The sequence below is a fragment of the Micromonospora vulcania genome, assembly GCF_042658605.1.
Lineage (GTDB): Bacteria > Actinomycetota > Actinomycetes > Mycobacteriales > Micromonosporaceae > Micromonospora > Micromonospora vulcania.
Map to the genome: position 1 here is coordinate 37622 of NZ_JBHSQS010000011.1, position 23161 is coordinate 60782.

Annotated in this window: 25 protein-coding genes, 1 tRNA gene, 1 pseudogene and 1 riboswitch; of the genes and pseudogenes, 16 read left to right on the plus strand and 11 right to left on the minus strand. The window is 66.7% G+C overall.

The window, feature by feature from the left end; translation table 11 throughout:
- Positions 1–184: 184 nt before the first annotated feature.
- Complete coding sequence (locus tag ACFQGL_RS19370; RefSeq protein WP_377513586.1) at positions 185–547, minus strand: hypothetical protein; 363 nt, start codon at positions 545–547, stop codon at positions 185–187.
- Between the two features lie 476 nt (positions 548–1023).
- Between ACFQGL_RS19370 and ACFQGL_RS19375 the strand changes: the two are divergent.
- From ACFQGL_RS19375 to ACFQGL_RS19385, 3 genes and pseudogenes are all read left to right on the plus strand, one after another.
- A pseudogene (locus ACFQGL_RS19375) lies at positions 1024–1191 on the plus strand (AAA family ATPase); the annotation flags it as partial.
- 363 nt (positions 1192–1554) lie between these two features.
- Positions 1555–2397, plus strand: a complete 843-nt coding sequence (locus ACFQGL_RS19380) for an AAA family ATPase (RefSeq protein WP_377513787.1) — start codon at positions 1555–1557, stop codon at positions 2395–2397.
- Between the two features lie 197 nt (positions 2398–2594).
- Positions 2595–3140 carry an HNH endonuclease gene (locus ACFQGL_RS19385; protein ID WP_377513788.1) on the plus strand — a complete coding sequence of 182 codons (546 nt, stop codon included), beginning with the start codon at positions 2595–2597 and terminating at the stop codon, positions 3138–3140.
- A gap of 60 nt (positions 3141–3200) precedes the next feature.
- Here ACFQGL_RS19385 and ACFQGL_RS19390 read toward each other — a convergent pair whose 3' ends face one another.
- Positions 3201–3422 carry a ribbon-helix-helix protein, CopG family gene (locus ACFQGL_RS19390; RefSeq protein ID WP_377513587.1) on the minus strand — a complete coding sequence of 74 codons (222 nt, stop codon included), beginning with the start codon at positions 3420–3422 and terminating at the stop codon, positions 3201–3203.
- Positions 3423–3497: 75 nt separating this feature from the next.
- The gene (locus tag ACFQGL_RS19395; RefSeq protein WP_377513588.1) at positions 3498–3836 is read right to left on the minus strand and encodes a hypothetical protein; all 339 of its coding nucleotides are present in this window, start codon (positions 3834–3836) and stop codon (positions 3498–3500) included.
- A 273-nt stretch (positions 3837–4109) separates the two neighbouring features.
- On the opposite strand from ACFQGL_RS19395, the gene ACFQGL_RS19400 reads away from it, so the two are divergent.
- The 3 genes from ACFQGL_RS19400 (at position 4110) to ACFQGL_RS19410 (ending at position 6314) form a co-directional block, all read left to right on the plus strand.
- Positions 4110–4865 (plus strand): XRE family transcriptional regulator, encoded by a 756-nt coding sequence (locus ACFQGL_RS19400; RefSeq protein WP_377513589.1) that lies wholly within the window; start codon positions 4110–4112, stop codon positions 4863–4865.
- 2 nt (positions 4866–4867) lie between these two features.
- Positions 4868–5335: an NUDIX hydrolase gene (locus tag ACFQGL_RS19405; RefSeq protein WP_377513590.1), complete on the plus strand. Its 468-nt coding sequence runs from the start codon at positions 4868–4870 to the stop codon at positions 5333–5335.
- A 322-nt stretch (positions 5336–5657) separates the two neighbouring features.
- Positions 5658–6314 (plus strand): restriction endonuclease, encoded by a 657-nt coding sequence (locus ACFQGL_RS19410; RefSeq protein ID WP_377513591.1) that lies wholly within the window; start codon positions 5658–5660, stop codon positions 6312–6314.
- Between the two features lie 106 nt (positions 6315–6420).
- Here the strand turns inward: ACFQGL_RS19410 and ACFQGL_RS19415 are convergent, their stop codons facing one another.
- Positions 6421–7110: an HAD family hydrolase gene (locus tag ACFQGL_RS19415; protein WP_377513592.1), complete on the minus strand. Its 690-nt coding sequence runs from the start codon at positions 7108–7110 to the stop codon at positions 6421–6423.
- Positions 7107–7949: a GntR family transcriptional regulator gene (locus ACFQGL_RS19420; protein WP_377513593.1), complete on the minus strand. Its 843-nt coding sequence runs from the start codon at positions 7947–7949 to the stop codon at positions 7107–7109. The genes ACFQGL_RS19415 and ACFQGL_RS19420 overlap by 4 nt, the downstream gene beginning before the upstream one ends.
- Positions 7950–8088: 139 nt before the next feature.
- On the opposite strand from ACFQGL_RS19420, the gene ACFQGL_RS19425 reads away from it, so the two are divergent.
- The 8 genes from ACFQGL_RS19425 (at position 8089) to ACFQGL_RS19460 (ending at position 14620) form a co-directional block, all read left to right on the plus strand.
- Entirely contained in the window at positions 8089–8487 is a 399-nt protein-coding gene (locus tag ACFQGL_RS19425; RefSeq protein ID WP_377513594.1) for a transcriptional regulator, read from the plus strand.
- Between the two features lie 276 nt (positions 8488–8763).
- Positions 8764–10401, plus strand: coding sequence for an FtsK/SpoIIIE domain-containing protein (locus ACFQGL_RS19430; protein ID WP_377513595.1), 1638 nt, complete (start codon positions 8764–8766; stop codon positions 10399–10401).
- Entirely contained in the window at positions 10398–10661 is a 264-nt protein-coding gene (locus ACFQGL_RS19435; protein ID WP_377513596.1) for a hypothetical protein, read from the plus strand. Before ACFQGL_RS19430 ends, ACFQGL_RS19435 begins: the two co-directional genes overlap by 4 nt.
- Before the next feature lie 6 nt (positions 10662–10667).
- Positions 10668–10868: a hypothetical protein gene (locus ACFQGL_RS19440; RefSeq protein ID WP_377513597.1), complete on the plus strand. Its 201-nt coding sequence runs from the start codon at positions 10668–10670 to the stop codon at positions 10866–10868.
- Positions 10865–11440, plus strand: coding sequence for a DUF2637 domain-containing protein (locus ACFQGL_RS19445; protein ID WP_377513598.1), 576 nt, complete (start codon positions 10865–10867; stop codon positions 11438–11440). The genes ACFQGL_RS19440 and ACFQGL_RS19445 overlap by 4 nt, the downstream gene beginning before the upstream one ends.
- On the plus strand, positions 11437–13185 hold the full coding sequence (locus ACFQGL_RS19450; protein ID WP_377513599.1) for a replication initiator: 1749 nt from the start codon (positions 11437–11439) through the stop codon (positions 13183–13185). The genes ACFQGL_RS19445 and ACFQGL_RS19450 overlap by 4 nt, the downstream gene beginning before the upstream one ends.
- Positions 13182–13397, plus strand: a complete 216-nt coding sequence (locus tag ACFQGL_RS19455) for a helix-turn-helix domain-containing protein (protein ID WP_377513600.1) — start codon at positions 13182–13184, stop codon at positions 13395–13397. Before ACFQGL_RS19450 ends, ACFQGL_RS19455 begins: the two co-directional genes overlap by 4 nt.
- Positions 13397–14620 carry a tyrosine-type recombinase/integrase gene (locus ACFQGL_RS19460; RefSeq protein WP_377513601.1) on the plus strand — a complete coding sequence of 408 codons (1224 nt, stop codon included), beginning with the start codon at positions 13397–13399 and terminating at the stop codon, positions 14618–14620. Before ACFQGL_RS19455 ends, ACFQGL_RS19460 begins: the two co-directional genes overlap by 1 nt.
- 60 nt (positions 14621–14680) lie before the next feature.
- On the opposite strand, the gene ACFQGL_RS19465 is transcribed toward ACFQGL_RS19460, so the two are convergent.
- Together ACFQGL_RS19465 and ACFQGL_RS19470 are read right to left on the minus strand one after the other, a co-directional pair.
- Positions 14681–14751: transfer RNA gene (locus ACFQGL_RS19465), tRNA-Gly, on the minus strand.
- 70 nt (positions 14752–14821) lie between these two features.
- On the minus strand, positions 14822–15388 hold the full coding sequence (locus tag ACFQGL_RS19470; RefSeq protein ID WP_377513602.1) for a pyridoxamine 5'-phosphate oxidase family protein: 567 nt from the start codon (positions 15386–15388) through the stop codon (positions 14822–14824).
- A 99-nt stretch (positions 15389–15487) separates the two neighbouring features.
- Between ACFQGL_RS19470 and dcd the strand changes: the two genes are divergently transcribed.
- On the plus strand, positions 15488–16066 hold the full coding sequence (gene dcd / locus ACFQGL_RS19475; RefSeq protein WP_377513603.1) for a dCTP deaminase: 579 nt from the start codon (positions 15488–15490) through the stop codon (positions 16064–16066).
- Between the two features lie 77 nt (positions 16067–16143).
- On the opposite strand, the gene ACFQGL_RS19480 is transcribed toward dcd, so the two are convergent.
- A complete protein-coding gene (locus tag ACFQGL_RS19480; RefSeq protein WP_377513604.1) occupies positions 16144–17184 on the minus strand; it encodes a C40 family peptidase in 1041 nt (346 codons plus the stop codon).
- 12 nt (positions 17185–17196) lie between these two features.
- Positions 17197–17329: riboswitch (cyclic di-AMP (ydaO/yuaA leader) on the minus strand.
- 233 nt (positions 17330–17562) lie between these two features.
- On the opposite strand from ACFQGL_RS19480, the gene ACFQGL_RS19485 reads away from it, so the two are divergent.
- Positions 17563–19542, plus strand: coding sequence for an N-acetylmuramoyl-L-alanine amidase (locus ACFQGL_RS19485; protein ID WP_377513605.1), 1980 nt, complete (start codon positions 17563–17565; stop codon positions 19540–19542).
- A gap of 59 nt (positions 19543–19601) precedes the next feature.
- On the opposite strand, the gene ACFQGL_RS19490 is transcribed toward ACFQGL_RS19485, so the two are convergent.
- The 3 genes from ACFQGL_RS19490 to ACFQGL_RS19500 form a co-directional block, all read right to left on the minus strand.
- Positions 19602–20615 carry a C40 family peptidase gene (locus ACFQGL_RS19490; protein WP_377513606.1) on the minus strand — a complete coding sequence of 338 codons (1014 nt, stop codon included), beginning with the start codon at positions 20613–20615 and terminating at the stop codon, positions 19602–19604.
- Positions 20616–20783: 168 nt separating this feature from the next.
- A complete protein-coding gene (locus ACFQGL_RS19495) occupies positions 20784–21785 on the minus strand; it encodes a hemolysin family protein (RefSeq protein WP_377513607.1) in 1002 nt (333 codons plus the stop codon).
- The gene (locus ACFQGL_RS19500; RefSeq protein WP_377513608.1) at positions 21778–23148 is read right to left on the minus strand and encodes a hemolysin family protein; all 1371 of its coding nucleotides are present in this window, start codon (positions 23146–23148) and stop codon (positions 21778–21780) included. Before ACFQGL_RS19500 ends, ACFQGL_RS19495 begins: the two co-directional genes overlap by 8 nt.
- Between the last annotated feature and the right edge of the window lie 13 nt (positions 23149–23161).

Sequence of the window (23161 nt, forward strand, 5' to 3'; positions counted from 1 at the left end):
GGCACGTAGGGGGCACGCCCGGCGGCCGGGTACGCCTGGGTGAGTAAGGCGGACCCGTACCGGCCCGCTCGGTGGCAAGCCAGTCCGGGGTGTGGACTGGCGCGGCAGCCGGAAGCCCCAACCCCGGCGGCGGCCAGCCCCGCCCGGCTTCCGAACCACCTGTGCACCCCAGCAAGGTCCGGCCCTATCGCAGGAATGCGCGCTCGTCGACCTGGCGGGATGGCTCGCCGAGGAAGGTACCGAGCGGCACCGGTCCGTACGCGAGGTTGAGGGTGTCGAGACGGTAGGACCAGTCACCGCCACACGACCCGACGAAGCGGTAGTTGATCTGCCACCGGACCCACTCACCCCGACGAAGCAGTACGGCGGGCGGGCGCCGATAGCGCCGGGGCATCCCGAACGGCGTGACGACCAACTCGACCCGTAGCCGCTCATCGACCAGGCGAAGGAGAACGTCGCGTTCAGGATCCTCGCGCAGGGTTTCCTCAGGTCTGAACGCGCTCGACTCCCGCATGTTGACCAGGTGAGTGAGGGGAACCGCCTGCACCGGCAACATGAACGCGACGGGGGCAGCATTCCGCCGGGCGGCCTCAGTGCCACCGCGTGATTGCTTGGTCCACGAGGTCCGGACCCACTGCACGACGGCATCCATACCTGGATACTCAACCGGACCTGCTCCAGCGAGCAACCCACATGCGGGTTTGCGATGGTCCCCGCTCCACGCGGGTGCGGTTGCCCGGCGGTGGTCGGTGGCTTCCCGCCCCGGCCGCGAAGCGGTCCGGGGCGGCTTCCCGCCGGACGGCCCACCGCACCCGCGCCGCGCGCAGCGCGGCGCCTTGATCCAATACAGAGTGATTCGGCAGCAAGCAGCATGGAACAATGGGCTGGGAACGCTGGCTTCGCGGCAGAGGCTGGGTCTGGTTAGGTGGAACGCACTTGGATGTGTTGCTTCGCCGTAACATGGGGGTGTCGCCAGCGGTATTGGAATCGGAAACCGGATTGTTCGACGGAGAGAGTTGTTGCATGTACATATCTCAACTGCGACTTACCGACATTCGCGGGTTTTACGACGAGCGGAGCGTGGAACTTGATCTTAAACGGCCTGACTCCTCGCACGCCGGATGGACGGTAATTGCAGGGAGGAACGGGTCCGGCAAGACATCTCTTCTGCGCGGGATGGCTCTAGCTATTAGCGGCCCCGCCGTGGCTCGAAACTTAGTCCCCGGATTTGAGAACTGGATATCGGTAGGGCACGTTTTTGGTAGGGCAGCAGTTCAAGTTGTATATGACCAAAAGGTAGACCGCACCGGCGGCAAGGGTGGAAGATTGCCAGACGGACCATTCTGGGCGGGCTTGGAATGGATTGCGCCATCGGAGGAGGAACATGGCCCCAGGCGTTTTGCTCAACCCGCATTAGTCGACTATCAGCCGAAGTCGAAAGCGAAGACAGTGCCACGTAGAGGGCCCTGGCAAGATAACCCTACCGGGTGGTTCTGTGCGGCCTACGGACCCTTTAGGCGACTAGAGGGCGGCTCCGGGAATGCGCAGCGCTTGATGCTGAGCCCAGGGCCAGTAGCTCGCCTGGCTAGTCTTTTCCATGAAGATGCCTCTCTGGCTGAGGGCGTTGGATGGCTGATCGAGCAGCATCTTCGATCCCTAGAGGAGAGGCCGGGGGCCGAAGAGGTTAAAAATGCAGCGATAGAAGTTCTCAGAGACGGACTCCTACCCGATGGTTACGATATTGCAAGAGTAGATTCAGAAGGCCTCTGGGTTACCAAGGATGGTCACCTCTACCCATTGCGAGAGATGAGCGACGGATACAGGACTGTCGCCTCTCTAGTTGTTGACTTGATCAAACAGATACATGAAGCGTATGGTGAATTGCTCGTTGACTTCAGTGGCGCCACTCCGCGAATTACAGCGCCAGGCGTCGTTATAATCGACGAGATCGACGCACACCTCCATGTGTCCTGGCAGAAGAGAATAGGCGAGTGGCTGAAAGGCCATTTCCCTCAGATTCAATTCATCGTTACAACTCATAGTCCGTACATCTGTCAATCAGCAGATCCCGGCGGTTTAATTAGCCTGCCGGGCCCCGAGGAGATGCGACCCCCACGTGTGGTCGATGAAGATTTGTACGAGAGAGTTGTTTTTGGTAGTGGTGACGATGCGGTAATGTCGGATCTCTTCGGCCTCGACACACCCTATTCAGAGCGCGCTGAGGCTCTCCGAGCGGAACTGGTGCAGCTAGAAGCGGCCGTTGTCACCGGTCGCGCAACTCGCCAGGAGTCCGAAAGGTACCGTGATCTTTCTAGAACACTAACAAGCTCTCCTGTCGCGAGAACGGAAGAGGTGGCCGCTCGTCTCCATCTTCGCGAATTGGGGCGCGAAGAGTGATTAGGATTTCGCGACCCAACCTCCCGGAGTCGCTTGAAACACGCATGGCAGCACTGGGGCGTGAAATTTCTGCGGTTATCACAGCCGAAAGGGCCACAAAGGCGCGCGCGTTGTGGAGGTCAACCACCACCAGGTCTAACGTCAGGAATCCAGTTCATCGCATCCTCTCTGACATGGCACCCGGTCGTGAACACTGCATGTATTGTGGCGACAATCATGGCACTGACGTCGACCACTTCGAGCCGATCGCCCGCAATCCCTCACGTACCTTCGATTGGCTTAACTACCTCTTGGCATGCTCTGCATGCAATAGTCACCAGAAACGGGACTCTTTCCCTGTAGACATGCGAGGCAGACCTCTTCTAATCGATCCTACCGTCGAAGATCCTTTCGATCACATGTTTCTGTCGCTGGGCGTGGGTGCCTACTCTCCGCTCACCGATAAGGGCACGGCGACAATTTCGATCTGCGGCTTGAACCGCCCCCTATTGACGAGGGGCCGAGTCCAAGCATTACGTGTTGTCATTCTCTGCATCGAGCGATGGAGTATCGCTCGGAACGAAAATGACGAACTCTCTATGCGTGAAGCAGTATTGACCGTCCGCGAACAGCCATTTGCGGACGTATGCCAAGCCATGTTACGCCAAGCTGTCGAGCCGGGAGTTAAAGGCTCCCTTGCAATTCCAAATCGGATTGTTCCACTATTGCGTGACGAGCCACTTCGCTCCGCTCTGCTCAATTGATCCTTTGATCATACAATCCGTGGTTCCCGTGCATCTTCGAACAAGAGGCATCTTCCGATATCAGACCAGGTAAATATCCTTTTCCAAACCATCTGTTAATACAATTTTGAAGTGGCCGTTTGGTGCCATCTCGTGCAGCAGAGTGGCGAGCCTTACCGCGCGGTTAAGGGCGTCAGTTCGACTGCTGCCCTGCCCAGCGGCAAGCCGAGTTAGGGCAGCATCGGTGGGCCGAGTGAGATTAACAGTGACTTTTACAAGCCGGGGCATGCTGGTCTCGTTCATAGAAGCGGAAACCCTAACACGTATTGGTTAGCTGATTCACGCGGACCAACTGTTAGGCGGCTCAAGATTCGACTCCTAGATGGCGCTACACGGGTCGCTGTGGCCGTACAGATACAGGCACCGCCCCTGACTGGGAACGATGCTTCCGCAATAGAGGGGGTGCTGATTAAGCTGGTCGTCCTCAAGACTCACCGAAGTGTCATTCGGCACAAATTCCGGAATGAAGGCAAGGAAGTCGGCGAGCCGCTCGGCTATTCCAAGCGCGCATCCGAGCGTGGGGGCCTTGAAGGGGATGTGGATGACAAACCGCGAGTCGGGCTGCGATAGGTCCACGAGCGGTAGTGGGCGCTGGGTCGCGGTTGGCGTGATTGAATTTCTTGGTGGCGGGCTGCTTGCGTAGCGTGCGTCGGTCACGTGTTAGCTCCTTGGGCTCGTTGCGGTCGGGGTGCGGGCGCCGGCGGGGGGACCTAACCCGCACCCCGACTGGTGCTGTCGTACGCACCTGCCCTCGCGGCCCTTGCGGCGAGCACGAGACCAGGGCCGTCCCCGTACGACGTTGGGTAGTCAACCGGCGACCGGTCGTACGTCGCGCCTGCCCTGGTAGACCCCTCGCGAACGTCTAGGGCCTTCGCGATACGTCCTGTGACGGTCTTGCAACGTCCCGTCCGGAAAACGTCCAATGGAGATATGAATGAACGTCTGAGGACGGTGATGGTGCGGCGGGGCGTCGCTGTTGAGGACCTGGCCGGTGAATGCGGCGTCGACCCGAAGACGGTCGAGCGGTGGATCACCTCTGGGCGAATCCCGCATCGGCGTCATCGGTGGGCGACGGCGCGGCGGCTGGGTGCGGAAGAGGCGTACCTCTGGCCTGACGTACTTGCCTCGGTCACTGCCAAGCGTGGTGAGGCGAGTCGGGCCGAGCTGATCGAGGTGTTCCCGGATCGGGCGTCAGTTCCGCGTGAGACGTGGCTACGGCTGTTGTCGGAGGCGCAGGAACGGGTGGACGTGCTGGTCTTCTCCGGGACCTTCTTCGCGCAGATACAGCCACGTGTCGCCCGGATGCTCGCTGACCGCCTGTCGACCGGGGTGCAGGTGCGGCTCTGCTTTGGCGATCCGAACAGCGACGCGGTGACGGTCCGTGATCGGGAGGAGGGCCTGGGAGGCACGCTCGCGGCGAAGATCCGAGCGTCGCTGACGTACTACCGGGAGATCGCGGGGATGGACGGCTGCGAGATCCGGTTGCACCCGACCACGCTCTACAACAGCCTGTTCCGGTACGACGACGAGATCCTGACGAACCCACACGCGTACGGCGAGGCTGCCAGCGCCAATCCGACGTTCCATCTCCGTAAGGTCGACGGTGGCAGCCTGTTCGATCACTACGTGAGCAGTTTCGAACGGGTGTGGGCTACCGCGATGCCGTGGCTGGGTACGGAGGTCTGAGCGTGGGACGTATCGAGTACTGGAACGATCCGGATGCGCCGAAGGCGAACACACTCGTACCTGCGTGCGGGGTCTTAGCGGTCGACGACCAGGGCGCGATCCTGCTTCAACGGCGGCGCGACACCGGCCAGTGGGCGCTGCCGATGGGCAAGCTGGAGATCGGCGAAACCCCGTCGGAATGCGCGATCCGTGAGACTCGCGAGGAGACCGGCGTCGACGTCGAGGTGATTGGCATCCTGGGCGTCTACTCCGACCCAGGCCACATCGTGGCGTACTCGGACGGTGAGGTGCGTCAGGAGTATGAAGTTACTTTGTTAGCACGTCCAATTGGTGGTGTGCCGACATCGAATGAGGAAGCGAGCGAGGTCGCGTGGTTCCGTCCCGAGAAGTTAGGAGGACTTGATATCCACCCCACTATGCGTCGGCAGATTGCAGATTACCTCGCTAGACGTTTTCCGTGCGTCGATTGACTCGAACCGTATTCGATCTTCTCGGAAAGGAGTAGCAGTGGATTTGCGCGTCGGGTCGGTCGTGAAGTGGCGGATAAATTCTTCGTCCGATACGAGTGGTGGTCTCGACTCTCCGCTCGGTCGGACGTCAACGAGGAAGGCTTCCAGTGACACGTGGTCGATACCTTCACGTGATTACTATCGGAACTTAGACGACGACCCTCGGGGTCCCTACCGGCAGGTGGACCTATTCAGTGCGCGGCATTTGCCGGGACTCGTTTATCCATTGCGCGGATACGTTCCACCCCTCGGGAGATCATGGAGGTATTCCGAGGATAACCTCGTGAAGTTCGACGACGATGAGCGAATCCTTTGGAGGCCGAGAGGAGCGCCGAGACTCAAGCGCTTTTACACGGAGGTGCTTGCGGCAGCTCTTTCGCGGATTCGTGAAGGAGTCACGGATGCGGTGGTACCAGTGGGTCCAGCGCTTCGAATATCTGTCGAACTTATTCTTCGTGAGGCGATGCGGGATGTTGCTAGACGAGTAGCGCTATTTCCAACCGAATTATTCTCGCTTGAATGGCGAGACTTGGAGAGGATTCTCCGAGAGGTATTCGAGGGCCTTGGATTCGGTACTGAACTGACCCGATCTAGTCAAGATGGCGGATTCGATCTAGCTCTGTCCTGTCGCGTTGATGAGCGCGAACTGACGTACCTCGTCGAGGTCAAGCACTGGAAGACTTCGAAGCCCGGAAGGAGGATCTACTCCGATTTCGTTGATGTCGTTGTGAGTAATGGTGCGAGTAAGGGATTGTTGATATCCACTTCGGGATTCGGGAGCAAGTTGCTACATGGGCGCGTTGAGGTAGATCGGCAGCTAGTGAGACTTGGGGCTGCCGACAAGGTGGTGGAGTTGTGTCAGTTGTATGTTAGAAAGGAATTTGGACTCTGGGAGCAGGGTTTGATGCTGCCTACGCTTCTCTGGAATGGAACGAACTAAGCGAAAATCGAACCTCGCCACTTTTGTCGACTGGGTTTCAACGCTCGGAATGGCAATTACCTCGGCGGTGGTGGACACAGTCGTGGGTTGCAAGAACGCAGCAAAGCTACAGCTCCTCGTGTGCGAGTGCGGTGGCGAGTTCGGCCATGCTGCCGATGATGGCTTCGGCTTTGGCGAGGCGGGTGCGTTTGCCTCGTTTGTTGGCGTATCCGATGGCGGTGACTCGGGCGGCCTGGGCGGCTTCGATGTCGCTCTCGGAGTCGCCGACGAGGATGGACTGCTCGGGGTCGGCGTGTAGCTCGCGGATGGCGGCGAGGACTGGTGCCGGGTTGGGCTTCATCTGGTCTGGCTGGCCGTGGGTGCGGCCGATGATTGGGTGTATGTAGTCGGTGAGGCGTCGGGCGGTGAGGTAGGCGCGTACTGCTTCGGCGGAGTTGTTGGAGACGATGGCGACGCGTCGGCCGGTTTGGTGGGCGGTGACGATGACTTCGCGGGCGTACGGGGTGGGTTCGGCGGTGGCAGCCGCGGTGACCTCTGCGGCTCGGAGCGCGTCGTCGATGCGGCGGGTGATGGTCGGTTGGTTCAGGGTGGCGGTGAACCGGAGCACGGCGAGCGGGTCGGTCTCGGTCTGGATGTGCTCGGGGATGGTCACGCCCTGGGCGACGAGCAGGCGGCGCAGCTCGGTCGCGACGGTGGCGGCGGGGTAGTTGGCGAAGATGCTGCACACGGGGCCGTCGAAGTCGAGCAGCACGTAGCGGGTGCGGTCGGCGATGGTGCGCAGGTTGGTCCGGCTCACGACGTGTACTCGCGGGCGATGGTGCGCCACATGCTGTCGAACCAGGCGCGGGCCTGCTCGACGTAGAGGGCGTCGTTGGAGGAGTCCTCGTCGCTGGGCGTAAACGGGAAGAGGATGGCGTCCTTGCCCATGGCGTCGTAGATGGCCATCGGCTTGCCGTCGATGGTGACGGTGTGTTCGACGACGGGGTAGAAGCCGAAGAAGGCTTCTTCCTCGTTGATGACGAACAGCTTGAACAGCGGGGCGGCGTTGTGGACGCGTACCTCGGTTGATGCGCTCTTGACCAGGTCCAGGTCTGCGAGTTCCTGGACGGCGTCGATGACGGCGTGGATCGACCGGTCGGTGATCCGTTGGGCGCGGGCGCGGATGGCGGGGTCGTCGGCCTGGTCCTCGGCGCGGCAGGGGATCGCCATCGGGGCGGTCATGTCGGAGATGAGGATGCGGAGCCGGATCGACTCGGGGGTGAGTCGGCCGATGCGTACCTTGTCCAGAGTTTCCTGGATCGCGTTGTAGAGCGTTTCACCGGAGAAGCCGGCGAAGTCGATCGTGACGTGGGTGGCCTCGAAGGCGCGCTCGACGTGTGGGCGTAGTCCGACGGGGCGTTCGGTGTTGGCGCGGACGAAGGTGCCGCTGCCCTGGCGGGTGACGATCAGCCGTTCCTCCTGGAGCTTGCGGAGGGCGGCTTTGATCGTTTCGCGGGCGACGCTGAACCGCTCGACCAGCTCGTGTTGCGAGGGCAGCTTCTCGCCGGGGGCGAACTTGCCGGTCTTGATCTCGGCGCGCAGGGCTGCCGCGATCTGCTGTGACGGTGTCCGGGGGTCGTCGGGGTCAAGACTCATGCGCGGACGATACCGCTGACTAGCCAAGCTAGGAAAGTTTTCGATCTATCCCTTGACATGGCTAGCCAAGCCGACCTACCTTTGATCCACACCGCTTGGCTAGTCAGGATAGCCAGGCAGACAGTGGAGGTTCGAGCAGATGGCTCTCAGGGGCGGAACGAGGTTCTCGGTCCGGTGTGAGGACGTGTTCCCGGCGGGGTGTGCGTTGGTGCCCGAGTCGATGGGCGAGGTGGAGGACTACGACGAGAAGACCGGCCGGCGGTCCCCGGCGAAGGACAAGGTGACCGGCCAGCGGGTGTGGCAGGTGAAGGTGATGGACCTGGACCCGGAGCTGGGGAAGCGGTCGCGGGAGACGACGGTGAAGATCTCGGCTGACTACCAGCCGGCAGCCCCGACCGGTGCCTACTTCGAGCAGGTGGAGTTCGACGGGATGACGGTCACGCCGTACGTGGCCAACAACGGTCGGATGGCGTATTCGCTGCGGGCGACCGGGATGCGCGCTCCGGCGGGCGTGAGCAGCGGTAAGGCGGCGGCGTAGCCGCATCAGGTACGGGCGGGGCTGTCTGGTCTTGGCGGACGGCAGCCCCGCCCTCTGTCTTCCCCTTCCCCCATTTCTGAGGAGAGGTTCCAACGTGTCCAAGCGTAGGCGCCAGCCTGCCCAAAAGCGGGTGCGGTGCGGCGTGTGCCAGGCAAATTACGACCCGACCAGCGGCGGCACGGATGGCCGTTGCCCGCTCTGCGTCGACCAACTTGTCCTGCCGCTGCCTCCAGTTCGGGATGCCTCGGGCCGGTTCGTGTCCCTGCGGGGTGGCCGATGATCGGGCGGCGGCCTCGGGGCCAGGTGGTGATGACCACCGGCGGTGACTTCGTGGTGTTCCGGCCGAAGCGGTTCGAACTGCCCGTCTGGGCGGTGATCCTCGGCCTGCTCGCCCGGTGGACCGGTAAGGCGGTCTGGTGGTGCCTGCGGCACCCGATCGCCACCACCTCGACCGGCTTCGTCATCGCGGTCTACATCGACTACGGCTGGTCCGGACTGCTGGTACCGCTGGTCCTGGCCGGCGCGGGCTCGGCGGTGTGGCGGTGGAAGCACGAACCGTCGTGGTGGACGTGGCTGGCGGGTCCGTTGCTCGGCCGGTTCCGGCAGGCGTTCGTCTACCGGCGGGTCTGGCGTGAGGCAATGACGCTGTGCGGGCTGGCCAACACGTACGACCATCAGACCGTCCTGCCCGAGCTGCTGTCGGTGCGGTCGGACCCGGCCCTCGATGTGCTGACGATCCGGATGGTGCGCGGCCAGACCCCGACCGACTTCCAACGGGTCACGGCGAACCTGGCGTACGCGTTCGGCCGACGGTACGCACGGGTGTACTCGGAACGGCCCGACGATGCCCCGACCCGTACCGGCCGGTGGGCGTGGTTGCTGCGGTTGGTCGACCGGATGCGGTTCCGGGACCGCCCGACCGTGGTCTACCTGGTCCTGGTGCGTACGGACGCGCTGCGGACGATCGTGCCGCCGTTCCCCGTACCTGCGGTGCCGGACTTCAGCGCGCTTCCGCTGGCCCGGCGGGAAGACCTGCGGACCTGGTGCCTGCATCTGCTCGCCACTCACGTCCTGGTCGGCGGCGCCACCCGACGAGGTAAGGGCTCGGTGCTCTGGTCCCTCGTCCGGTCCCTCGCTGGCGGGGTCGCCTCCGGGCTGGTCCGGCTGTGGGTGATCGACCCGAAGGGCGGGATGGAGTTCGCGCTCGGGCGGCCGATGTTCGCCCGGTTCGCCTGCAAGTCCTTCGAAGCCATGGCCGACCTGCTCGACGAAGCCGTAGCCATGATGCGCGAGCGACAGACCCGGCTGGCGGGCAACGTCCGGGTGCACACCCCGACCGTGACTGACCCCTTGGTCGTGGTCGTCATCGACGAGATGGCGGCGCTGACCGCGTACCTGCAAGACGCGGAACTGCGTAAGCGGATCGCGGCCTCGCTGGGGATGCTGCTGTCGCAGGGTGCCGGCGTCGGGGTCCTGGTCGTGGCCGCGTTGCAGGACCCACGCAAAGAGGTGCTGCCGTTCCGGGACCTGTTCCCGACCCGGATCGCGCTCGGCCTGACCGAGGAATCCCAGGTGGACATGATCCTCGGCGACGGCGCACGCGACCGGGGAGCGCTGGCCGATCAGATGCCTCGCTGGGCGAAGGGTGTCGGCTACGTCATCCTCGACGGCACCCCGGAACCGATGCGGGTCCGCTTCTCCTATCTGACCGACGAGCAGATCCGCGACATGGCACGGGAGTACCCGGCCCCCGCCGACGCGGCGGACATCCTCGCCCAGGTCGGCCGGGAAACCGCCACCGAACCTGTCCGCGTCCCGCTGCCCCGGCGACCGGCGGCCGGGCCGCTGATCCCGGACACCTTGCTGAACCTCCTCAACCGCGACACCGACAACCGAGGAGGCGAGCGGCAGTGACCACCACCCCGAACACACGGCGCTTCTACCGGCTCCGCGCACCCAACGGCACCGACCCGGACACCGCCGTCTCCGTACGCGTCGACCCCGACCGGCCCGACCCGTACCCCGTTTACCTCGCCGTCGGCGGCGGCCGGCGACGCATGTACCTCACCGCCGACGAGGCATGGACCCTCTGGCGCTGCCTCTCCGAAGCCGTCGTAACCCTCGGCGACCCACCCGACCACATCCACACCACCATCCGACCGGCCGGGAGGTAACCAGCCATGACACCCCTCAACCGACTCCCGTACCTGGTCAACCTCATGCGCCGGCCGCTGCGAATCCGGCTCGTCGGCCCACCCGACCAGGCTGCCGCCGCACTCCAGGGCATCGCTCACCTGGTCCTCCGGCGCCGGGACATGAACGGCCGACGTATCCGCATCCACATCACCATCCGCACCCGTCCCAGCGGGGGTGACCGATGATCCGCCAACGCGCAGAGAACGCGGTCAAGGTGCTGATCCTGCTCGCTATTGGCGGGATGGCCGGGGCTGCCGCGTTCACCCACGTACATGACCTGACCGTCGCTCACGGCCAGCCCAACTGGATCGGCTGGGCCAATGCCGTAGCGGTCGAACTCATGGCCATCTACCTCGGCCTGGAAATCCGCTCCCGGCGCCGTACCGGTCGACCGGTCGGGTTCGTCGGCGTCCTCCTCGTCGCCTTCTCCCTGCTCTCACTCGCAGCCCAGGTCGCCGAAGCCGAACCCACCGTCTGGGGCTGGATCGTCGCCGCCGTCCCGTCCCTCGCCTTCCTCGCCCTGGTCAAGGTCGTCCTGTCCAGCGCTCCCGCTGCTCTCACCGTCGCCGACGATGAGCGCCTGGCTGCCGTCGACGAACCCGAACCGGAGCCCGTCGCGGTCGACCCCGAACCGGTACGGGAACCCGTCGTCTACGCGCCCGTCGTTCCACCGGCACGCCCGGCGGCCTCGGCGGTACTGCCTCCGCTGGGCGTCGTACACCCGACCCGACCCGGCGTCGTCGGGATGAACCGATGACCGCCCCCACCCTGCCCGGCCTCGAACCGGCCACTCCCGAACCTCCCCGGCCCGGATCACGGGCGGCCCGGATGGCGCTTCCTCGCTCCATCGACGTACTCAGGGACATCGCCACCGAATACGGCGTCTGCATCCGGCCACTCCCCATGCGTCGAACCGACCTCGACACCGGACTGACCGAGGTCATCGACCTTCCGTGCGGGGCGACCCGTGAGGACAAGTGCCCGCCGTGCGCGAAGAAGAACCGGCGGCTACGGCAGGCACAGATCCGGGAAGGCTGGCACCGGTCCGACGAACCCCTACCTCCACCGGAACCGGCAACGGAGGAACAGAAGGCTCTGATCGTGCTACGGGCGCACTTCGAGTTCGCCCGGGACGAAGCCGTCCGCTCGTCGCAATGGGACCAGGTCGCCGACCTCGACGAAGCAATCCAAGAGGTGGAAGAGGCCATCGCGGCGGAAGGACTACGCGGCCGGGTCGGACCACCGCATCGGGTCGACGGTGACGACCAGGCCGACGAAGACAACGGCCCTCGGCGGAAGCGCTCGACCCGGCGGCGGCAGGACGCACCCGAGCTACCCCGCCGCAAGGTCGAAGCACGCACGCTCGGCAAGACGTACAAGGCACCGGACGGCAGCACCTACCAGCCGTCGATGTGGCTGACCCTCACCCTCGACTCCTACGGCCCGGTTCTCTCCGACGGCACCCCCGTGAACCCCGACCGGTACGACTACCGCCGCGCAGCCTGGGACGCGGTCCACTTCCCCCGACTCCTCGACCGGTTCTGGCAGAACCTCCGCCGCTGCGAGGGCTGGAACGTCCAGTACGCCGGCTGCGTCGAGCCGCAACGACGCCTCGCCCCACACGCCCACTTCGCCATCCGGGGCACCATCCCGCGCGACACCCTCCGCACCGTGGCGGCGGCCACGTACCACCAGGTGTGGTGGCCGAGCGTGGACGTACAGCTCTACCACCGCAACCGACTACCGATCTGGGACGAGCAAGCCTCGGCCTGGGTCGACCCGGACACCCGGCAACCGCTGACCACCTGGACCGAAGCCCTCGACGCACTCGACCAGGACGAAGAAGCCGAACCCGTACACGTCGTCCGGTTCGGCGCCCAGGTCGACGCACGCGGCGTCATGCCCGGCACCGCCGACGCCGAACGAACCATCCGGTACGTCACGAAGTACATCACCAAAGCCACCGGCGACTGCCACAAGATCACCACCGACCGGCAGCAACGCCACCTCGACCGGCTCTGGCACCAACTCCAGATCACACCCTGCACCGACCGGTGCCCCAACTGGCTCCTCTACGGCATCCAGCCAAAGAAGGCGCACGCCAAGCTCAAGCCCGGCCGCTGCAAGGGCAAGGTCCACCAACGGGAAACCCTCGGCATCGGCGGCCGACGCATCCTCGTCTCCCGCGACTGGTCCGGCAAGACCCTCGCGGACCACAAGTACGACGCACGCGCATGGGTGAAAGCACTCCTCGGCGTCACCACCGACCTTGCCGGGGTCGAGCACGTCCAGGGCGCCACCATCGAACGGGTCCGGCACGCGTGGGAACTCGCCCGACCACACGACCCCGACGTGACACCCCTTGCCCACCGGCTCATGCGCTCCATCTCCGAACGCGCCCGGTGGCGCTCCGAACTCCTCGCGGCCAAGGACAGGGCTGCCCAACTGCCGACACCAGATCTTTCGGCAACTGGCAACGGCACCACCACCGGGGAGGCATGAGCATCGTGGAGAACCTGTTGACGGTCGACGAGGCGGCAGAGCGACTGCGGACCTCTCCCCGGTTCGTCCGGCGCCTGATCGAGGAACGGCGCATCGCATACGTGAAGCTCGGCGCTCACGTTCGAATCGAACAGGCCGAGCTGTCGGCGTTCGTTGCTGCGGGTCGGGTCAAGCCGATGACATCGGTGGTCAACCTCGGGAGGGCTGCCTAATGCCCGCGAAGAGGCGGCACTTCGGCCGGGTTCGCAAGTTGCCTTCGGGGCGCTACCAGGTGCGCTACCCCGGACCGGATGGCGTGCTGCGGCCGGCGTCAACGACGTTCGAACGCAAGCGAGAGGCCGATCTCTGGCTTTCGGCAAAGGAAGCGGAGATCGCGCGCGGTGACTGGCTCGACCCAGAGGCGGGCAAGGTCGGCCTCCGCGAGTACGGCGAGTCGTGGATCCGGGAACGGCCCAAGCTGCGGCCGAAGACAGTCGTTCTGTACGAGGGCCTGCTCCGGCTGCACATCGCTCCGGCGCTCGGCAAGCTGACGTTGACCGAGGTGACCACTCCTCGGCTGCGTAAGTGGCGGCGGGACCTGCTCGACGCGGGCGTAGGACCGGTGACGGTGGCAAAGGCGTACCGACTGCTGCGGTCGATCCTGAACACGGCCGTCTCCGACCGGCTGATCACGAAGAACCCTTGCGAGATTCCGGGTGCCGGCCTGGAGAAGAGTCCGGAACGGCCAACGGCGACGATCGAGCAGGTGTTCACGATCGCCGGGGCGGTGCCTGAGCGGTACCGGGTGCTCGTGCTGCTGGCCTGCTTCAACTCGCTGCGCTGGGGTGAGCTGGCCGCGCTGGCGCGTAAGCATGTCGACACGGTGGAGGGAACGGTGGTCGTCGAGCGGTCGGTGGTGGAGCTGCCCACAGCAGAGCTGGTGTTCGGTCCGCCGAAGTCGGACGCGAGCGTGCGCGTGGTGACCCTTCCGATGATCTTCCTGCCGGACGTGGTGCGGCACCTGGCGGACTTCACCGGGAAGGGTCCGGAGGCGCTGCTGTTCGTCGGGCCGAAGGGTGGGCCGCTGCGCCGGTCCAACTTCCAGGATCACTGGCGCAAAGCCATCGCTGAGGCTGGCATTCCCGGCCTGCACTTCCACGACCTGCGGCACACCGGGAACACCTGGGCAGCGGAGACGGGCGCGACTCTGCGGGACCTGATGGACCGAATGGGCCACTCGACCACCCGTGCCGCACTGATCTACCTACACAAGACGGCGGGCCGGGATCGGAAGATCGCCGATGCGCTGAGCAAGCTCGTGGAGGATTCGCGAGGCACCACGGCGAAGGACACGGCCGGTGTCGACGACCAGGGCGCCACCGACCCGGCGGCCGGGGGCACGGACGGGCACGCTGATCGCGAGGGGCACGCAGGGGGCACGACGCCCGACCAGTGATCAGAAATAGCGAAGGCCCAGCGTCAGGAAAAGTCCTCTGACCTGGGCCTTCGTTGTCTGAGCGGGTGAAGGGAATCGAACCCTCACTATCAGCTTGGGAAGCTGATGTTCTGCCATTGAACTACACCCGCAAGCGGGACCACTGTACCTGAGTCACCGAGCACGTGCACCCAGGTACCCCCGCGTAGCGCCAGCGCCGGGTCAGGCGGCCGTGCGTTGAACTTCACGACTGCGCCGGGCCGGACGGGCCTGCGGGACGGCGGCCGGCTCGGCCGCTGCGGGCGGAACATGCGGGTCGAGCCAGACCTGGACAGCGGGCCCGCCCGGCGTGCCGAGCGACCCACCCGGAACGCCGGTGCCGTGCTGCTCGCGGTGGGTCAGCATCGCCACGTCGACCGTGAACTCGAACAGCCGCCAGTCGACCTGCGGCGCGGCCCGGACGGTCTGCGCCAGCCGGGCCACCCGGGCCGGATCGGTCACCGGCAGGGCGTGACCTGCCACGTACGCCTCGTCGTCGCTCTCCTCCGGTGGGAACGAGTGCAGCGCGTAACGGCCGTCGCGTTCGAGGTCGCGGCGCTTGGGCGAGTCGATGATGAAGCAGAAGAGACCCTCGTCGGTGATCACCGGGGAGACCGGGTGCACCCGGGGACCGCCGTCGGCGCGGACCGTGGCCAGATAGCCGAAGCCCGGCCCGTACTGCTGAAGAAGAACGCGGATCCCGTCGGCGAGGCGGGGCTCGTCGGCGGCGAAATCGGACCAGGAAGCCATGCGAGCATTCTATCGAACAAATGTACGAGCAGCGACCTCGGCGCGCTGGTCACCGGCACCGAATCCGGTAGTTGCCGCTGACGCCGCTATGGTGGTCCGATGCTGCTCTCCGACCGCGACCTGGTCTCCGAGATCAAGGCCGGCACGCTGGGCCTGGAGCCGTTCGAGCCCACCCTGGTCCAACCGTCCAGCATTGACGTACGGCTCGACCGGCTGTTCCGGGTCTTCAACAACCATCTCTACACACACATCGACCCGGCCATGCAGCAGGACGACCTGACCTCGGCGGTCGAGGTGCCCGACGGCGAGCCGTTCGTGCTGCACCCGGGGGAGTTCGTGCTCGCCTCGACGCTGGAGGTGATCTCGCTCGGCGACCAGCTCGCGGGCCGACTCGAGGGCAAGTCGAGCCTGGGCCGACTCGGGCTGCTCACCCACTCCACCGCCGGCTTCATCGACCCGGGCTTCTCCGGCCACGTGACGCTGGAGCTGTCCAATGTGGCGAACCTGCCGATCACCCTCTGGCCGGGCATGAAGATCGGGCAGCTCTGCATCTTCCGACTCTCCTCACCGGCCGAGCACCCGTACGGCTCGATGGTCTACGGCTCGCGGTACCAGGGGCAGCGCGGGCCGACTCCGAGCCGCTCCTGGCAGCACTGGCGCACCTGGCCCACCCGGTAATCGACTCGTCGTGTGTTAAAAAGGGGCCCTTTCTCTACCGCAGGCGGTAGGAAGGGCCCCTTCCTTACATCTCAGGCTCAGCCGGGGCGGCCGTAGCTGTGGATCGGGCCGTCGTCGACCTTCTTCATCTTCACGGGTTGGCCCGCCTGCGAGGCGTGCACCACCCAGCCACCGCCGACGTACATGCCGACGTGGTGGATGTCGCTGTAGTAGAAGACCAGGTCACCGGGGCGCAGGTTGGCCCTGCTGACGTCCTTGGTCACCCGGCTCTGCTGGGCCGCGTTGTGCGGGAGTGACACCCCGGCCTTGGCCCAGGCGGCCAGCATCAGCCCGGAGCAGTCGTACGAGTTCGGGCCCTCGGCGCCCCACACGTAGGGCTTGCCGATCTGCGCGCAGGCGAACTTGACCGCCACGCCGGCGGCACCGCCGGGGTAGCTGCCCGGGCAGGGCGCCGGACGCAGTGAGCCGCCGCCGCCGTTGCCGTACACCTTGAGGCGCAGCTTCTGCAGCTTGTCGATCTCCTCGTTGATCTGCTTCTTCTTCGCCGCCAGCTGGGCCTCGGTGACGGTCAGCTGGGCGACCATCTCGTCCAGCGGCGCCTTCTGCCGGGCCAGCTCGTCGCGCAGGTCGGCGACCTCGCGTACGTCCTGCTGCTGGTTGTGCGCGAACCGGTCGAGCATCTCGAGCTGCCCGACCACCTCGCCGGGCGACTGGCTGCCCAGGACGGCGTTGACGGTGGCGACGTTCTCGCCCTTGTAGGCGCGGACGGCCAGGGCGCTGACCTTGTCCATCGCGGCGTCGACCTGGCGCTCCAGCGGGGTGATCCGGGCGGCCAGCGCGTCGGCCTGCCTGCGCTTGCCGGCCAGGTCGGCGCGCGTGGCGTTGTGCCGTTCGATGATCGGTTCGAGCTTGTTCCAGTCGGCGTCGATCTGGCGCTCGATCTCGGCGACGGACGGGTCGGCGTGGGCCGCCGTGGCGCTGCCGGTCAGAACGACGGCGACGCCGACCAGCGCGGCGAGGGCGGTGGTGAAACGGGACCAGCGTGGGCGCGGCACAGTCGCCGTCGGGCCGGCTGACGCCGGCCGCTCGGACGACGGCCGCGGGGCATGGTGTGCCACCGGGCTCCGTACTCCTTCTTCCTGACCGCCTACCGGGTTAGCTGACGGGTTCGGGCGGGAAGTGGGCGCCCTACCGCAGGTGCGGATTCACCCCGAGAAACCTGGGTCCCCGGTTCGCTCGGAAGCGACTCGGCGGTGTCGGTCCGTTACCGCCCGGGGTGGGCGGACCTGCTATCGGCCCGACGAATGACCAGAGTAGAGACGGCTGTTACCGATCCGCAACCCGTGCGGCCGTGACACTCCGTATCGATTGGAAGAAGTTACGCACGGTACGCGAAGAAATTCTTCCGATTGCTTCGATAGATGGAAAGGTATTGACGCGAGCTCCGAGCGGCGCGAAGGTGACCTCACCTTGACCCGTCAGATATAGGGGGTTCGATGCACCATTCAACCCTGCCGACCGGCCGGCGTGCGCTGCTCGCCACCGTGGTCGCCGCCGCGATCACGGTGCCGATACCCGCCGGCCAGGCCGCCGCCGCACCGACCGTCGACCGGCAGCAGCAGTATGCCGCCGCGGCAGCCGAGTACGGCGTACCGACCGACGTGCTGCTCGGCGTCTCCTACCTGGAGTCGCGCTGGGACAGCAACGCCGGCACACCGAGCACCGGCGCCGGCTACGGTCCGATGCACCTGACCGATGCCCGACAGGTGACCGCCCGGTCCGAGGGCGTCCACCACGACGCCGGCACCGAGGACCCGCGCGGTGACGACGCACGGCCCGCGCCGGCCCTCGCTCCGCGGCCGGCCGAGGACAACGCTCCGCCCGCCGCAGCGTTGCAGACCGTGGACGCCGCCGCCGAGCTGACCGGTGCCACCCCCGAGGCGCTGCGCAGCGACGTGGGCGTGAACATCCGGGGCGGGGCGGCGCTGCTGGCCTCGTACCAACGGGAGCTTGGCGCCCCGGTCGGCGCCGGCACCGACCCGGCCACCTGGTACGGCGCGGTGGCCCGCTACGGCGGCGCGGACACCGCGGACGCCGCGGCGGCCTTCGCCGACGAGGTCTACACGACCATCGGCACCGGCGAGTCCCGGGTGACCGACGACGGCCAGCGGATCACGCTGCCGGCGCGCGCGGTGCAACCGGAGCGTTCCTGGCTGGACCGGCTGGGCCTGCGCCGACTCGCCCGCCCGGACGGGCTGGAGTGCCCCCGCACCATCTCCTGCGAGTGGATCCCGGCGCCGTACGCGGCGTTCGGCGACGGTGACTACGGCAACCACGACCTCTCCGACCGGCCCGCCCGGCAGAAGATCGAGTACATCGTCATCCACGACACCGAGGCGAGCTGGGCGACCACCCTGAAGCTCGTCCAGGACCCGACCTACGTGAGCTGGCACTACTCGCTGCGCTCGGTGGACGGGCACGTCGCCCAGCACGTGAAGACCAAGGACGTCGCCTGGCACGCCGGCAACTGGTTCGTCAACGCCAAGTCGGTGGGGCTGGAGCACGAGGGCTTCGCCGCGGAGGGCACCTGGTACACCGAGGCGATGTACCGGACCTCGGCGAAGCTGGTCCGGCACCTCGCGCTGCGGCTGGGCATCCCGCTGGACCGACAGCACATCATCGGCCACGACAACGTGCCCGGGACCATCGCCGCGAACGTACGCGGGATGCACTGGGACACCGGCCCGTACTGGGACTGGACGCACTACTTCGAGCTGCTGCACGCGCCGCGGCTGGACACCGGCACCCCGGCCACCGGGCTGGTCCGGATCGACCCGGACTTCGCCACCAACCAGCCGGCGTTCACCGGATGCGTCACCGCCGGTGTGCCGTGCCCGCCGCGCGGCTCGTCAGCGGTGATCCTGCGTAGCGCGCCGGCCGCGGACGCACCTCTGGTCAACGACATCGCGCTGCGCCCGGACGGCACCCCGAACACGATGGCCGTCTCGGACCATGGCGCACGGGCCTCCGCCGGGCAGACGTACGCGCTCGCCGGGCGCCAGGGCGACTGGACGGCGATCTGGTACCTCGGCCAGAAGGCCTGGTTCCACAATCCGGCGTCCGCGCCGACCGCCAGTTGGACTGTCGGCGTGGTGGCCACCCCGAAGCCGGGACGGGCCACCATCCCGGTGTACGGGCGGGCGTACCCGGAGCAGGCCGCGTACCCGGCCGGAGTGCCCTACCAGACGATCTCGCCGCTGCAGTACACGCTCGCCGCCGGGCAGCGGTACGCCGTCGGGGCGGTGCTGGCCGGCGAGTACTACCGGGCCACCACGTTCGACGGCTCCTCGCCGGGCGACTGGACGGTCATCCGGGGCCAGAACCGTTACGCGCAGATCCAGTTCGGCCACCGCATCATGTACGTCGACCTCGCCGACGTGCAGCTCCTGCCGTCCCCGGTGGGCGCACCCCGCTGAACAACGAACGACGAGGGCCCCCGGTCGTCCGACCGGGGGCCCTCGTGGCGTCTGCTGGATCAGCCGGGTCTGCGGAACCCGGCGACCGGCATGTAGTTGATGCTGGCCACCTGCACCGGCTTACCGGCGCGTGGCGCGTGCACCATCTTGTCGTTGCCGAGGTACAGGCCGACATGGTGCAGGTCGCTGAAGAAGAAGACCAGGTCACCGGGGCGGGCATCGGCCCGCGAGATGGCCTTGCCCTCGTGCCACTGGTCGCCCGTGTGGTGGGTGAGGCTGATCCCGGCTGCCTTGTAGGCGTACTGGGTCAGGCCCGAGCAGTCGAACGAGTTCGGGCCGGTGGCGCCCCAGACGTACGGATCGCCGACCTGCTGGCAGGCGGTCTTGATCGCCTTCTGGGCGGCCGCGTTGACCACGCCGTTGATGGTCGGGCAGCCCTCGGTCTTGACCGTGGTCTTCGGCAGGGCCGCCTCGAGCCGCTTGATCTCGGCGTCGATCTGCTTTTTCTTGGCCGCCAGATCGTTCTGCTGCTTGGTCTGGGTGACGATCAGCGCGTCCAGCTTCTGCTTCTGGCCGTCGTACTTGGCCCGTACGGCCAGCACGCCCTCGACCTCCTTGCGCTCCTGCGCGGCAAGCCGGTCGAGAACGGTGAGCTGCTCGGTGAGCGTGTCCGGCTTGGCGCTGACCAGCAGCGCGCCGATGTCGTGCGACGGCCCGGAGATGTAGTAGCGGGACGCCAGGTCACCGACCCGGTTCAACGCCAGCTGGCTCTGCAGTGCCAACGGCTCGATCTTCTTTTGCAGGTCTCCCGACTTCTTCCGGTTGACCTTCAGCTGCGCCCGCACCTTGTTGTACTGCTCGATGGTGGGCTCCAACTGCTCCCACTGCTTGTCGATCTGCGCTTCGATCTCGTCGACCGAGGGCGCGGCCTGCACCGGCGCGGTGAGCATCCCGGCACCGACCGCCGCGGCAGCGGCCAGGACGAGCAGACGCTGGGCGACCCGACGGAGACCGCCTGATCGAGCGGACAATCCTGGGGCGTGACGATGAGGGGGCATGGTTGCCACCGGCACCGACTCCTTTGCAACCGACCGCCGGGCGCCTCGCGGGAGGGAAGGGCACGAGGCAGACGACCTACAGCGGTCGGTGCCTCACATTAGGGAAGCGCCGGAAAGGAATCAAGGCGAGCGCCGTCACCATCACAGTTCAGGTATCGCCTGAATACCAAGGGTATTCGCCGATCAACCAACGATCGCCGTCAATACATCGTCGAGTGTCACCACACCGAGCGGACGCCGGCCGTCGCTGACCAGCACCATGTGCCGCCGCTCGCGGCGCATGGCCAGCAACAGATCGGCCAGCGTACGTTCCGGCGGCACCACCGCCAGCGGCCGGTACACCTGCGCCGGCACCGGTGCCCGGCGAGCCTGCCCGGCGTACCCGAGGACGTCCTTGACATGGACGAAGCCGAGCACCCGCCGGGTGGATCGCTGCACCACCGGGAAGCGGGACCGGCCGGTACGGGTCGCCAGGACCTCCAGCGACGCCGGTGAGACGTCCTCGGCCACCGTCACCACCGTCGACCACGGCTGCAACGCGTCCGCCGCCGTCCGGCTGTGCAGGGCCAGCGCGCCGGTGATCCGGGCGTGCTGGTCCGCGTCGAGCAACCCCTCGGTACGCGCCTGGGAGACCAGTCCGGCCAGTTCCTCGGCCGTGAAGACCGTCTTCACCGCCTCGGACGCCTCGATCCGCCACAACGCCAGCACCCGGCGGGCCGCCCACTTCATCGCCAGCAGCAGCGGTTTGGTGGCCACGCAGAACGCCAGCATGGCCGGGCCGAGCCAGAGCGCGGAGACCTCCGGACCGGCCAGCGTGATGTTCTTCGGCACCATCTCGCCGACCACCGTGTGCAGGAAGACCACCACGCCCAGGGCCAGCACGAACGCCACCGGGTGCACGGCCCGGTCGGGCAGACCGGCCGCGTGGAACGGTGACTCCAGCAGGTGGGCCAGCGCCGGCTCGGCGATCGCGCCGAGGCCCAGCGAGCAGACCGTGATGCCGAGCTGCGCGCCGGCGATCATCAGCGGGATCTGGTTCATCGCCGACAGTGCCCAGCGGGCCCGCTTCGAGCCGGCCGCCAGCGGCTCGATCACCGTCCGTCGGGAGGCGATGAGCGCGAACTCGCTGCCCACGAAGAACCCGTTGCCGAGCAGCAACAGCACGGTCACCAGCAGCTCAGTCATCGTCGTCCGGATCCGCCGGGCGCAGCACCCGGACCTGCTCGATCCGGTGCCGCTCGACCTCCACCACGGTGAACTCCCAGCCGCCTGCCTCGACCGTCTCACCGGGCAGCGGGATGTGCCCGAGCCGAGCCATCAGGAAGCCCGCCAGGGTCTCGTACGGCCCCTCGGGCAGCCGGAAACCGGTCTGCTCGGCCAGCTCGTCGGAGCGCAGCACCCCGTCGACCAGCACGGTGCGCTCGCCGCCCGGCACGGTCAGCTCGGCCGGACCGGCGTCGTCCACGCTGGCCGGGTCGAACTCGTCGGCGATCTCCCCGACCAACTCCTCGACCAGGTCCTCCACGGTCACCACGCCGTCCGTGCCGCCGTACTCGTCGACCACGATGGCCAGGTCGGCGCCGGCCGCCTTCAAGGCGGCCAGCACCCCGTCCAGGTCCAGGCTCTCCGGCACGTACACCGGCTCGCGGGCCACCGAAGCGACCATGGTCGACGCGCGGGCGGCCAGCGGCACGCCCAGCGCGTCCGGCACCCCGGCCACGCCGGTGACCAGGTCCAGGGTCTCCTCGTACACCGGGAACCGGGTCCGCCCGGTACGCCGGGACTCCTCGAGCAGCTCGGCCACGGTGGCCGTGGCGCGCAGCGCGACCACGTCCACCCGAGGTGTCATCGCCTCGGCGGCACGCTTGTCACCGAACCGGATGGTCCGGCGCAGCAGCATCGCGGTGTCCGTGGGCAGCGCGCCGGCCCGGGCCGAGATGGCCGCCAACAGGCCCAGTTCCTCCGGCGAGCGGGCGCTGGCCAACTCCTCCTGGGGCTCCACCCCGAGCGCCCGGACCAACCGGTTCGCCGAGCCGTTCAAGCCCCGGATCAGCCAGCCGAACGTCCGGGAGAACCGGTGCATGGGACCGGCGGTGGCGAGTGCGGCCGGCATCGGCCGGGCCAGTGCCGCGTTCTTGGGCACCAACTCGCCGAAGAGCATCGAGAGCAGGGTCGCCAGGGCCAGCGCCAGGAACGGGGTGTACCGCTCGGTCGCGTCCCCGGCCAGCGGGCGCAGCAGCGGGGTGAAGATCCGGGCCAGGGCCGGCTCGGCCAGATAGCCGGTGAGCAGCGCGGTGATGGTGATGCCGAGCTGCGCACCGGAGAGCTGGAAGGACAATTCGCGCAGCGCGGTGCGTACCGTCAGGGCGGCCTCGTCACCGGCGGCGGCCCGCCGGTCGATCTCCGCACGGTCGACGGTGACCAGGGCGAACTCGGCCGCGACGAAGAACGCGTTGCCCGCGGTCAGCGCAACGAAGCCGACCAGGGGCAGCAGAGTGGTCAAGAGCAGACCGTCGATGTTCGCCTCACCTCGGCGAGATTCTTGCATGACGACGGCGGCG